This window comes from Bacteroides sp. AF20-13LB (assembly GCF_003603065.1).
In the GTDB taxonomy this organism is placed as follows: Bacteria; Bacteroidota; Bacteroidia; order Bacteroidales; family Bacteroidaceae; genus Bacteroides; species Bacteroides uniformis.
The window spans coordinates 441722-455021 of the sequence record NZ_QTMH01000001.1; the positions used below are offsets into that span (position 1 = coordinate 441722).

At 40.8% G+C, this 13300-nt stretch carries 9 protein-coding genes and 4 tRNA genes; 8 read left to right on the forward strand and 5 right to left on the reverse strand.

Going from position 1 to position 13300, the window contains the following annotated elements; translation table 11 throughout:
- Nucleotides 1-16 precede the first annotated feature (16 nt).
- The gene (locus tag DWX62_RS01655) at nucleotides 17-1000 is read right to left on the reverse strand and encodes an adenosine kinase (RefSeq protein ID WP_117713758.1); all 984 of its coding nucleotides are present in this window, start codon (nucleotides 998-1000) and stop codon (nucleotides 17-19) included.
- A gap of 81 nt (nucleotides 1001-1081) precedes the next feature.
- On the opposite strand from DWX62_RS01655, the gene DWX62_RS01660 reads away from it, so the two are divergent.
- From DWX62_RS01660 to DWX62_RS01680, 5 genes are all read left to right on the forward strand, one after another.
- Nucleotides 1082-1155: transfer RNA gene (locus DWX62_RS01660), tRNA-Asn, on the forward strand.
- Nucleotides 1156-1176: 21 nt separating this feature from the next.
- Nucleotides 1177-1250 (forward strand) — tRNA-Asn (locus DWX62_RS01665).
- 21 nt (nucleotides 1251-1271) lie between these two features.
- Nucleotides 1272-1345, forward strand: a tRNA-Asn gene (locus tag DWX62_RS01670).
- 21 nt (nucleotides 1346-1366) lie between these two features.
- Nucleotides 1367-1440, forward strand: a tRNA-Asn gene (locus DWX62_RS01675).
- 185 nt (nucleotides 1441-1625) lie between these two features.
- Nucleotides 1626-2231, forward strand: coding sequence for an outer membrane beta-barrel protein (locus tag DWX62_RS01680; RefSeq protein WP_117713757.1), 606 nt, complete (start codon nucleotides 1626-1628; stop codon nucleotides 2229-2231).
- Between the two features lies 1 nt (nucleotide 2232).
- Here DWX62_RS01680 and DWX62_RS01685 read toward each other — a convergent pair whose 3' ends face one another.
- The 4 genes from DWX62_RS01685 to DWX62_RS01700 form a co-directional block, all read right to left on the reverse strand.
- On the reverse strand, nucleotides 2233-2937 hold the full coding sequence (locus DWX62_RS01685; RefSeq protein ID WP_117713756.1) for a double zinc ribbon domain-containing protein: 705 nt from the start codon (nucleotides 2935-2937) through the stop codon (nucleotides 2233-2235).
- 53 nt (nucleotides 2938-2990) lie between these two features.
- Complete coding sequence (locus DWX62_RS01690; RefSeq protein ID WP_117713755.1) at nucleotides 2991-3788, reverse strand: inositol monophosphatase family protein; 798 nt, start codon at nucleotides 3786-3788, stop codon at nucleotides 2991-2993.
- Between the two features lie 11 nt (nucleotides 3789-3799).
- Nucleotides 3800-4273 carry a hypothetical protein gene (locus tag DWX62_RS01695; protein WP_117713754.1) on the reverse strand — a complete coding sequence of 158 codons (474 nt, stop codon included), beginning with the start codon at nucleotides 4271-4273 and terminating at the stop codon, nucleotides 3800-3802.
- A 110-nt stretch (nucleotides 4274-4383) separates the two neighbouring features.
- Entirely contained in the window at nucleotides 4384-4980 is a 597-nt protein-coding gene (locus DWX62_RS01700) for a DsbA family protein (protein WP_057258851.1), read from the reverse strand.
- A gap of 410 nt (nucleotides 4981-5390) precedes the next feature.
- Here DWX62_RS01700 and DWX62_RS01705 point away from each other — a divergent pair, with 410 nt between their 5' ends.
- From DWX62_RS01705 to DWX62_RS01715, 3 genes are all read left to right on the forward strand, one after another.
- Entirely contained in the window at nucleotides 5391-6524 is a 1134-nt protein-coding gene (locus DWX62_RS01705; RefSeq protein ID WP_133302538.1) for a hypothetical protein, read from the forward strand.
- 62 nt (nucleotides 6525-6586) lie between these two features.
- Entirely contained in the window at nucleotides 6587-11068 is a 4482-nt protein-coding gene (locus tag DWX62_RS22205) for a CHAT domain-containing tetratricopeptide repeat protein (RefSeq protein ID WP_229094623.1), read from the forward strand.
- A gap of 10 nt (nucleotides 11069-11078) precedes the next feature.
- On the forward strand, nucleotides 11079-13148 hold the full coding sequence (locus DWX62_RS01715; RefSeq protein WP_120172543.1) for a tetratricopeptide repeat protein: 2070 nt from the start codon (nucleotides 11079-11081) through the stop codon (nucleotides 13146-13148).
- The last annotated feature ends 152 nt before the right edge of the window (nucleotides 13149-13300 follow it).

Here is a 13300-nt window from a genome sequence, read left to right on the forward strand (position 1 = left end):
TCTATGTGATAATATGCTAATTAATTAATAAAATTTCTTCCTTGATTTTTTCCCATTGTGCAGCCTGAAGCTCCGTACCCACCACTTGTATCACATCTTTGGAGAGAAGGGAGCCTATCTTGCCACATTTCTCCAGCGAGTAGCCACACGTCAGTCCATACAAGAAACCTGCCGCAAAATAGTCGCCAGCTCCTGTAGTGTCCACCACTTTCTCTACCGGAGCCGCTTGTACCTGCACCATCTCTGTACCTTTACGAATCAGAGAACCATGGGCACCCACCTTTACAATGGCTATGCTACACATTTTGGCAATGATGTCCAATGCTTCCTCCGGTTCCTTACCCGTAAAAGCCTTTGCCTCTTCCTCATTGGCAAAAACAATATCCACATATTTGTTGACCAACAGAGAGAAAAATTCAAGGTCTCCTTCTACTATATTGTAGCTCGCCATGTCCAAACATACTTGTAAGCCGGCCTCTTTAGCCAGCTCAATGGCACGGAGAATCATATCATGGTCTTGCACCAGATACCCCTCTATAAATAGGTAAGCATATCCTTTGAACATATCCAGCGAAAGATCTTCCGCCTTCAATGTAGAAGCCGCCCCCAAATAAGTGCCGAAAGTGCGCTCTCCATCAGGAGAAATGAAAGTAGAGGCTACACCGGACGGAAGGGTAGTGGAAAGCAATAAATCCGCCTCTGTCCCATGCTCCAGCAGACTATCCCGGAAAAAGTTACCATAAAAGTCATTGCTTACTTTTCCGATGAATCCCGTACCCGCACCAAGGCATGCCATTGCCCGAATTGCGTTTCCGGCAGAACCTCCGTTAGCCAGATGCGTCTCCATCCGGCTGAAATACTCACTAATTTTCAAGAACTTATCTTCATCAATCAGCGTCATGCTTCCTTTCGGAAGCTGCATCTCCGTCAAAATATTATCATCTTCAATGATTGCCAGCGCATCGACCAAAGCATTGCCCAACCCAATTATTTTATCCATCTTCGATATTTTTTTTGCAAAGATATTGCATATTTCAAAATATCCTATTACTTTTGCAGCGCATTTGAGAAAAAACAACATTCTTCCTTAGCTCAGTCGGTTAGAGCATCTGACTGTTAATCAGAGGGTCCTTGGTTCAAGTCCAAGAGGAAGAGCGAAAAAACTTGAATGCATATTCTTCCTTAGCTCAGTCGGTTAGAGCATCTGACTGTTAATCAGAGGGTCCTTGGTTCAAGTCCAAGAGGAAGAGCGAAAAAACTTGAATGCATATTCTTCCTTAGCTCAGTCGGTTAGAGCATCTGACTGTTAATCAGAGGGTCCTTGGTTCAAGTCCAAGAGGAAGAGCGAAAAAACTTGAATGCATATTCTTCCTTAGCTCAGTCGGTTAGAGCATCTGACTGTTAATCAGAGGGTCCTTGGTTCAAGTCCAAGAGGAAGAGCGAAAAGGTTCGTCAATTAGGCGAACCTTTTTTGTTTTCTCCATCAGCCGCACTTAACGAACAAACGGAAATCTTTCATCTTTCATGAAATTAACATATATTTGTGGAATATTTATAGGGAATTTATCCCGACCTTCTGTCTTTATTTGCAGAGCCATGAAATTTAATTCAAAAATACGACTATAATGAGAACAGCCCTACTCTTTTTAATCATCGGATTGACTGTATGTACATTTTGCAAAGCACAAGACATACCCGTTCTGCCCCAAGAAAAGTTCCGGCACCATGAATTTTCCGTCAGCTATGGTTTCCTGCCCATTACCGATGCCAACAGCATGGCCGAGGAGTGCTTCGCTCCGGTACTGAGTTTCGGAGTTTATACACGCGAAAAGACAAACTACTACGGTGCCCTGAGCATCAGCTACATTTATAGATTCAACCGCAAAATCAGCCTGGGAGTAACCGGAGGAATAACCGGCAACAAAGGGACAGCCAGCAGCCTTTACGAAGCTTTGGATGAAAACACCAAAGACAACCGAAGGTATCTGTATGTTCTTCCCACCTTCCGGTGGCACTGGTTTACCCGCCCCAAATTCTCTCTGTATACCTCAGCAGGGCTCGGTGCCTATTTCCTCCGGAACAGTTTTGGAGGAGAAGTCTTTCACAAGACAAAATTCGCTTATCAATTCAGTTTTCTAGGCATCGAATACGGAAGCCGGTTTGCCTTCTTCACAGAATTCGGAGTAGGATATACCGGAACAATCGTAGCAGGCGGTCGTTATCGTTTCTGACTTATGAGGCCGCTACCGCCAGTGTCAATACACTGATGCGCACACCCTCCACTCCCTTGAGCGCATCGGCACAAGCCGTAGTCGTGGCACCGGTAGTCAATACGTCATCTATAATCAGTACATGCTTCCTTGCAAAAGCGTCAGCACAACGCAGGCAGAAGATACCGTCCACATTCTCCCACCGTTCATAAGAGGATTTACGGGTCTGCGTTTCCGTATGCCTCATACGGGCAACTGAAGCAGTATCCACGGGAATACCGGTGACAGCGGAAACACCGCGGGCTATACATTCGCTCTGATTGTACCCACGCATTTTCTGCTTACGCGGATGCAGAGGAACGGGGACTATGATATCCACATCACTGAAGAAACCGGTAGCCGACAACTCCTCCGCCATAAACCGCCCCATCACTTCGCCAAGGTCTTTCCTCCCTCCATATTTCAACTGATGGAGAATGCGGCGGAAATCACTCCCTTTATGGTAAAAGAAACAAGATGTGGCATGTTCCAGAGGTATCTTCCCCCAAAACATACGTTCCACCGGATTGTCCTTACGAAGATGATAGTTTGTCCGGGGCATATCCATATTGCACTTCATGCAGATACCCTCTTCACCCTCTTGCAAGATAGCACCACACACGGCACACTGACGCGGGAAAAAGAGATGGACAAAAGAAAAGAACCAGGTTTTAACTATGTTTTTCATCGTATAGTATTAAAAAAACGGCAACAGAGCAATACACTCCATCGCCTTGTTTGCTATAATGGCGAGACCTCACCTGCCAGCTTCAAGAACAACGGATGCAGCGGTCCGTTAGTGGCAATGATATGATGTCCGTCCAAAAAGGCGTCACTACCGCCAAAGTCAGTGATTCTTCCACCAGCCTCCAGCACCATCAGCGCAGCCGCAGAAAAGTCCCATTTGCCGATAAACGCCTCAAGCCAGGCATCAAAACGTCCGGCAGCCACATAGCAGATGGCAAGCGCAGCAGAACCGGTCATGCGGATGCCCGCCACACGCCCGTAAAGTTCATGAACCAAATGCTCACCGGTACGTGCATACCGGTCGGAATTATAAGGGAGTTCCGTCACTACAAAGGCGTCCTCCACCTGCTGGACAGACGAGACCTCCATCCGTTCTCCATTCACATAAGCGCCACCTCCCTGCCAGGCATAAAAACATTCATCCCGGCAAGGGTCATAAACAACTCCCAGCAACAGAGAATCCTTGTCGCGCAAAGCGATGCTGACACAATAGGGGGCATTATCATGAATATAATTCGTTGTCCCATCCAACGGGTCCACTACCCAACAGTAGGGTTCATCGTGATAGACAGCAGAACCTTCCTCGGCTATAAATCCAGCCTCGGGAAGAAGTTCCCGAAGCGCAGCCACCACCCGCTTCTCCGACTCCTTGTCTACATAAGAGACATAATCATGGGCTTGTTTCTTCTGTACCGCTTCCCGGCTGAAGTTTTTCCGCTCTTCTTTCAAGAAATATCCGGCTTCACGGGCTATGCAGCAGACAGACTCTGTCAATATCTTCAAATCCTCCATTTCTCTACATATTAGTTCCCCGCAGCCTCTTCTGCCTGCCGGTAAATAAGCCGACCGCGCTGGCTGACCGTCCATCTTCCATCTTCCAAACGCACATTCTTTGTATCATCATCTTCCACATTCCAAACATATCCCCCCGCAGGAAGGCCACGGCGCTCCAGAATCTCATTCGGCATTTCTTCTTCCGAAAAGAACAGTTCCACTTGGGTAGAATCGGGACTGAGCACCAGAAACAACATCTTCTCCGCATCATCCACAGCGTTCATACGGACTCCTTTTTCCCACAGATGGATACAGTCTTTCTGAACCTCACTCCAGGTATATCCGGCAGATGCAATGCAACCATGCTTATCCTTATCACCACCAACGACATGTACCGTATCGGCTTGTTCAGCAACTTCCGCAGTCTTTCCACTCTTGCTACCACAAGCCACAAACAGTGCTCCGGCACATAGCAAGCACATAGATGTTCCTCTTACATTCATCTTTTCTCTTTTTAATTGCTTTTTGTTTGACAAAGTTAAGAACAAATCGGCAATTTAAAAAGTTTCTTTTTCATTATCATCAGTGCTCCGGCAGTATATACTAAGATTAATCAAGGCTTGAGATATACCACTGTCTTTCCACTACCATATTTACGGATGATCCCTTCTTCAAGAAATAGATTCAAATCCGCCACAGCCTGATGCTTCGCCCTTCCTGTCTGTTGTTCATAATCCGCACGGGTGATACAACCATACTTATCCAAATGTTGCAGTAGTTTTTGCTTTCGTTCCTCCTGAGTCAATTTAGAGTGGGAGACGTAAGGAGACGCTTTCCGTTCCAGCCCCATCGTCTGAAAGCGTTTGCGGAATTTACTACCGATACGCAAATTCACATTCCGGAAATGCACGGACGGAGAGCGGATATCCTTTTTATCTGTCACAGTCTTGTCACACTTCAAGGACAAGGAGAAGAATCCCAGTTCGCCCACCTCCACAATCCATCCATCTGCCAGCCAGCTGTACAGTTCGTCCGTTATAGCCTGTAAAGTGCCGTCAAGGATGGCTGGACTGAAACCTGTAGCTTTGTGAACCAGTTCACGGAATTTGTCAGCAGGGATGGTCCCTTTGGGAAGGATACGTGCATGAAGCAAAGAGGCTTCACCATTTTCGTCCGGAGGACTCTGGTATAAATCATAATAAGCGCTCATAAGACATTAATGTATTGATTAGACAATTATAATCTTTGAATCAACTTTAATAAGTTATCCTTTCAGTAATTTTTCTTCGTTGCACCAGAGTCGTCTCTTCGTTAGACTATTGTTTAACGAAACGGCAACCATGATACAACGTAAAGACAAGCCTGCTTTAACGAATTAAAATCAGCCTTCAAAGGTAATGATAAAAGTAAAGTGAAAAATAAAAAAGGCATATTTCTATATTAAAGAAGAATATTTGTCACACTTAATCCCATTTTAAAACCGCATAACCACAGATACATCGCCAATAGTACATTTACATTCTAAACACTTTTGCAAAGTCCGTCACATTCCTATAAATTTGTAAAATACATGACAGTGATAGTGCATACGCAAATAATAATAACATAACTCTTTAATAGATGAAAAAGCCATCATTTCTTTTAATATTCTTGCTAAGTTCCATAACAGCATTGGCACAATCAGTAAAGTATGAAACATTCATTTACAGCAGTGACGACTTAGCAGATGAAATTCAAAGTTTATGTGAAGAAAGAAACTCTACCCGCAGTTATGTGGGAGATTTATTCAATGCCAGCAAAGAATCGGCTAAAGGTATTGCATCTGGTTACGTGACGTCCTTCATTGATTTGGGAGTAAATGCCATAGGCTCCTTGTTGACACGAAACTCGCGCCTAAAAGAGGAATGGGAGGAAACCGTCCGCAGTGAAAATGTATATACCACCCAAATCAGCACTGTATCGGAAATGAACGACTTCTATAAAGAAACTTCGTTCGATGGAGCGTTAGACCCCAAAGGCATGAGATTCGACGGAATAGGATGTTTGCGGAAAGAGGGTAATGATACTGTTTTTTATATCTCATGCCACATTGACCGAAGTAAAATCAGCCGTATCATAAACCACTCCAAATTTGAACTGGCACTCGACACACTGATTATCTGTCCAACCCGTTCCAATTTGCCTAACTCCGTCTTAGACATTCCTTTTTCATTTGAAGAAAGGAAAAACTTCTGTCTCTCTATGACCATGAAGCTTACCTCATCTTGGATGAACGAGATTGTACAATTACAAAAGGACCAGGAATTAGGGGAGTTTTCATTGGAAATACCTGTCGATTCGAGCCAACTTGACAAGAATGGATTCTTTCGTTATGTACGGGAAGAGAACGAAACTCCCAAATACAAAATCAGAGGCGAAAGCTTCATTGTCCCTCGTTCTTATATGGGCTTCCGCGATGAAAACGATGAATACCGCATCAGCTTCGGTACCGGAGAATACAAGCTATCCATAGAATTGAAAGAGACTTGTGACATAACAGAACAATATCGCAAGAACTGGAAAAGAGACCGGAAACAAAGAAAAGCAATGGAACCTTCGGAAGACATATTGACGCGCAGCTGGCAGGTAGTATCCAGCCAACAATGGAATGAGCTGACCAAGCAATGGGTTATTACAACACTGAAAGCACCGGCAGACATCATTACCCAGGATGTAATAGATAAGTTGGGGTTTGAAGCAGAAACGAGATACTAAAACTTTCGTTATCTCGTCATGCGAAAATGCCATCAAGACAAAATACAATAATCAATCGGCGTATGAGACGAATTTTCTTTACCCTAAGTTTATTTATATGCATATATAGTCATTCACAAAATAAACAGGCACTGCTCAAATCAGATTCTCTCTTTGCCAAAGGGGTGGAGCTTTATAACCAAAAGGATTATAAAGCTGCCATTCCCCTATTTACTGAAAGCGATAAAATAGACAAAGCAGAACTTGATTCGACGAGTAACCGCAGGGAGTATTCGGCAATGTGGCTGGGGAGTTGTTACTATAAGCTGGGAGAAATACAAACAGCCCAAAAACATTACCAATATTACACTATTATTCCTGTAGACAGACGCTTGACCGTTCTATCGGATTCCCTTTCAGCCATCGGAGAGAAGTTCTTGTCAGAAGGCAATTTAGAAGCAGGAATTTCTGCAATAAAAGAGTGTGGAAAAAGTGAAAAAGAATGCATAGGAGAAAACCATCCATTCTATGGCAATACCTTAACTAATTTATTACCGTTATTTTGCATAACGGAAAATATTAAAGAAGCCACTACCTGCATTAAAGAAATCGTCCCCATCTATTTAAAAAATCCTGAATGGGGGAAGAAAATTGCCAACAACATCATACCCTTCGTCTTAGCTGTAAGAAACAAAATAAATTTCGATGATATCAAAGACATCATTGAAATTAACGATGCCGCAGCATTATTTGCCGAACCCTCAATGAATGCTCCTTTTAGTAGCGCAAATGACAGTATTTACGGGCTCATTATCCAGGCAGGCATAAATTTGCTTACCAATACCAACGACATTAACGGTGCTATAGAATTCGGTGAAGAAGCGTTGAAGAAAATTTCGGGACTTAACCGTAAGGGAAATGCAAACGAATATATCATAGCAACTTCTTTGGCAACATTATATGCGGGTAATATACTTATTCCGCAACCTTATGAAGTCAGAAAAAAAGGGTTAGCGCTATATCAAAGAGCATTAGACATCGCTTTAGAGAACTATGGGGAATACTCTGTGGAAACAGCGACGATTTATTTAAAACTCGGAAACTATTATATGAGAATGGAAGAAGAGCGTAGTTTTGACAAAGCCAAACACTGGTTACATAAAGCCTTCAACTCCAGACTCATTGATTCACTCTCCACAAATAAATATCAAACCAAGCAACTGATAGAGATATTTGCCAGCTCTTATCCTTTATTCAGTATCTTAAATGACGAAGAATACTTCCTGCAAACTGCAAAAAAAATCACTCAAACAAACAGCTTCAGCTTTTGTGAGAATCATCTGTTAATGGAGAGTATGGCAGAGGCTTATAAAGCATACAACATTGGAAAATACGACAAAGCTATTTCTATTTATCAGCAGCTTATAAATTGTTGTCCAGAGAAACAGAGCAAACAATGTTTATCATACATAAAGAGCAAAGCCTTTACTGAATATTTAAATCAAGAATATGATAAAGCAATAGCCGATTATCTTAGCATAAAAGATATTATGGCAGATAAAACAGTTGAGCCATCTATCTCTGCATATGCCCAAATGTTAGATTTACTATCTAACTGCTATCAAAGAATCAATGATTCTATACAATCCCGGAAATATGAGGACTTATCTTTAAAATTGAGAGAAGAAGCTATCCAAACCAATGACGGTGGAAATCCATACTACTTTTTTCAAGACAAACTAAGTGATATAGACAATATCATAAACATCTATGACACTAGGCGAGATTTTCGAAAATCAATAGATTTCCTGAAAATTAAGATAGATTCTATAATGAACCATACAGAAATACCCGATAAGAACATGGTATCGGACAACTATAGGCGAATAGGTGACAGATACGTATACTTATATGATTCGGAAAATGCACATCGGTACTTAAATAAAGCGATGACAATGATAACCGATACATTAGATGGGTATACATATGGAGGATTATTACATTCTTTTAGTCAGCTGTATAAAAAAGTATCCATAGAACCAGAGCTATCTCTACAACATAGTTTACATTCTGTTCAAGTTATGTCCGATTTTCTAATACGTAGTAAAGACAAACTCATGGCAAATCAAATTCAAGTGGAATTTGATATGATATGCAATACATGGGATAAATGCTATGAGTTATTTGACTATTTAGGGAATAGTTCAGACGCTCTTGCATGTTTGGATAAAAAAATGGACTTCATTGTTTCCATCAAAGGGAAAAAGCATCCTATGTATATACGGACAAAGTCGTATAAAATCAACAAAATGTTTCTACAATATGCATTCTCTGAAGAACGTGACATACAGAAATGCAGAGCACTCAATGATTCGTTATTGGCTATATTGGAACATAATAAAAACGATGTATACTATGATTATTCTGATATTGCAATGCATTATAGCATTATGAAAGACACCACAAATGCTATTCTATATCACAAGAAACACCTTGAAGAACTAAAAAGAGAACTATCCCCAAATCATACCAATAATGAGCGCTATATTGAAACCCTAACTGATATTGCCGAGCTGGAAGGTGAAGAGAACTACATAAAACAATTAAAAAATAATGTAGCCAAGAGTTCACAAATAGGGGAGTTAAGAAATTTACACTTCTGGTCATTATGCCGTCTGGCAGAACTATATCGCGACAAAGGAGAGTTGGCCACGGAGCAACAATATTGGGAAAAAGCTATCTCAGCAGATATCCATAACGAATATATCGGAAACGTATTTAAGTCCCTATTCGACAATTATATGAAACAGAATAAAGAAGACAGGCTACTTGCTTATTTCCGTCAAGGAACAAACGCTATAACAAACCGACTCAAAGAAAATTTTCGTAATGCCACAGAAGCAGATAGAGAACGTATTTGGGAGGATTATAAGCAAATTCCATATACATTAGGAGAATACCTATTATACAGATACCATCAAGGTATTTCGCCCGGAGAAGTCTACAATAACCTCCTCTTCCGAAAAAACATTCTATTGAATTCTTCAATCAGTGCCATTAACCTTATAAAACATGAAGGAGACAGCCTCTTGATAAAAAAATACGAAAGAATGTTATCTATTGAACAGGAGTTGGACAGAGGAGATTCATATATTCAAGAAGGGAACCGAAAAATTTCAAAAGAACAAGCTAAAAAAATTGCTGACAGATTCAACACTGAGATTATGCAAAGAGCTGCTATATTAGGAGATTTCACAAAAAGCCTGGAGTGCTCATGGCAAGATATTCAGAAAGAATTAAAGCCGCAAGATTTAGCCGTTGAGTTTACTTGTTTTCCTATAGGAAAAGACAGTATCATGTATGCTGCTATCACTCTAAAAAGCAAAGGGATGCCACAATTTATTCCACTGTGTGAACAAAAAAGCATAGAAGAAATAACTGATATTTATTCAACCTCCACTCTCTACAACTTATTATGGAAACCCATACTGACTTATTCAGGAAATCTCCCTAATATATATTTCACGCCTGACGGCATACTACATAACATTGGCATAGAGTACACCATGGCAGACAGCATCCCTCTACAAGAAAAATATAATTTGTACCGCCTCTCGTCTACCAGATTATTGGCACAAAATAAAAATAGAAATAACACAAAAAAAGCGATATTATACGGTGGTCTCCAATATGATGCAGATTCTGTGTCACTTATAAAAGAACATTTGAAATATGCAACAAGAAGTTATTCTCCAAATTTGGACACAATTGTAATTGATTCCCTTACTTTAAGAGGAGGTGTCTCCTACTTACCAGCTACTCTGACAGAGATAAAAAACATTCATGCTTCAATGCAACAAATCAATATCCAATCGGAACTTTATTCTGAACTGCAAGGTACTGAAGAATCATTCAAGTCATTATCAGGAAAACAAATAGACATATTACATATAGCAACGCATGGATTCTACGTGAACCAAAAGAGGTCTTCAGAATCCCCTCATACCTCAATAAACAAAGGAATGTCTAAAGAGAGTTCCTCTTTAAAACGAAGTGGATTATTGATGTCCGGAGCCAATATTGCTCTTAAAAAAGGTGCAAATTTAAAAGACGTTGAAGATGGAATACTTACAGCCCAAGAGATCTCCACTTTAGATTTACGAGGATTAGAACTAGCCGTTCTTTCAGCTTGCCAAACCGGCATAGGAGATATAGCAGGTGACGGTGTATTTGGCTTGCAGCGGGGTTTCAAGAAAGCCGGAGCCAACACTTTATTAATGAGTCTTTGGAAAGTAGACGATAACGCCACGCACTTACTGATGACTGAATTCTACAAAAATCTGTTAGCAGGAGAAAGTAAGTTCGAATCCTTACGCAAAGCACAGAAATATGTACGTGACTACGAAGAGGAAATTGAAATTACTCCAAACAAACGCTGGGAATCGCAAATCAGACAAAAAATGAATAAAAGCAAAGAGCCTGCTCCTCAAAAAATAAAGAAAATAAAGAGATATGCCTCCCCCTATTACTGGGCTGCATTCATTTTATTGGACGCAATTGATTAACTCTTAATTTATGAAAAACATGAAAAATTATTTAATGTGCATATTCCTTGCCGTATTTACTATCAGTATTTACGGGCAAAACCACAAGAATGCTGCGGACTATAGGACAGATGCAATAAATGGAAACGCGATTGCACAATTCTATCTCGGACAGAGCTACTTTAGGGGATGGGGTATAAAACCTGATACCATACAAGCCGTTTATTGGTGGCGAAAGTCGGCTGAGCAAGGAGATCCTACTGCACAAAACAATATGGGTGTAGCCTATAGTAATGGCTGGGGAAATTTAACCCAAAATAAAGAAACAGCCATCTATTGGTATAAAAAAGCGGCTGAAAAAGATTTGGCTCTATCACAAAAGAACCTTGGACGCATATATGAAGACAAAGAAAACTATGAAGAGGCTTTTATCTGGTATAAAAAAGCCGCCGAACACAATAATAGCCCGGAATCTTATTATGCACAAAGCCGCTTAGCCTATTTACTGAAAAACGGGTTAGGAGTCACAAAGAATTACCCCGCCGGAATGGCATGGACAAAACGAGCAGCTAAAAACGGTAATGCAAGCGGACAGATTTCGCTTGCAATCTCTTATGAATACGGCATAGACAACATCTTGAGAAAAGATGGGAATTCAGCGTTATATTGGTACAAAAAGGCTGCTCTCAACAAAGACATTGGAGAACTCCAGAAGTCTATAGCAGAAGCTGCCATAGAAAGATTGGAAGAAGCGGGATTCAACGGACAGAATACTCTCCTCAAAATGATACCGGACTATAAACCATTCTACACTGCACCTTCGGAAAGTGAACAGAAAAGCATGCATGAATCTGTTCGCAATAGCACGGTAGAGTGGGGAAAAACAATAGGAGGGGAGGTTTCTCTAGGACAAACCCAAAATGATGAAATAAATGGATTCAGGGTAGAATTCAAAGAAGATAATATTAAAATTGGCTTTACTAAAAACTCAGAATTCACTTTATTCATCTATATTCAAGAAGATGACATAATAGTTAAAAATGGCTCTGAAAATGGTGTAGAATACAACCGAAACACCGGAAAACCGTATATGCTGCTCCGCCCCTACAGTTATGAAATAGAAGCCAAAGAATATCCCGGACAAATATTTGAACGGACAAACTACACAAACGGGAATAAATATTGGGGAGAAACCTATAATGGACAACGCCACGGATACGGCATTCATATCTGGGAAAATGGGGATATGTGGTTCGGCCCTTGGAAGGATGGTGAAAGAAATGGATACGGCGCTTACTTTGATATTACGGCACACACCATTCAGTCAGGAAAATGGATTGGAAATGAATTGATAGCCGGTACTTCTTATATCTGTAAAGAAAAAGCAGAACCGGTTCTTCCAGCCAGAACCAGAACCGTTTCAAAACCATTTTCCTATAGCGGTACTGTTCGCTATATAAATTTACCGACCAGCTCATACATGTCATACATCACAGAAGCCATCAACAAATGGGGGAAATGCCGTACCGGAGCAATCACTATGTATGGAGCAGGAGTAGGAGTGTATGGGAATAGTGGATATGCCTACACCGGCAGTACTCCCAGCAAGCTTAAGAAACGTATAGAAGAAGCCAACAGCAGCAATGCTGAAATAACAGACATCAACATCACTGAAAATGGCAACTATGTAATTATCTTAGGCGGTTCAGGGTATTGGACTCTTGGTTATCCGGATGCATTCCTCAAAAAACTGGAACAATATCGTACAGGAGATTTAAGAGACGACAATATTCTTTCGGCCTGCTTCAATGATAGAGGAGAATGGGTAGTTATCACGGACAAGCATTACAGCTATTCAAATGAAACCATCAAAAATTTCATACTGAAAGCCGAAGAACTATACGAAGAGGTTTACTATGCCTATATTACCAATTACGGGATGATAGCTTGCTGCAAAAACGGAGTATATTACAAAAACATTCCATCCAATTTGGCAGAGGCATTGAAGAAACTCACATTCAAACCCAAAGTCATCAAGTTTACAGACAATGGATTGTACTTGATTACAGATGGAGAATCACAAAATTATTATTTTATGTAATCACTCATTTTTTTTAAATATAGGCAATAGGTTATAGCATAAGACTTTCCATGTCGTCAAATGGCTAAATACAACGTTAAAAAAAGTCGTTCAGTCCCGTTAAAGCACCATGCCGTTTTTAAGTGTTGTAACTTCGCACCGTGGTCACAAAG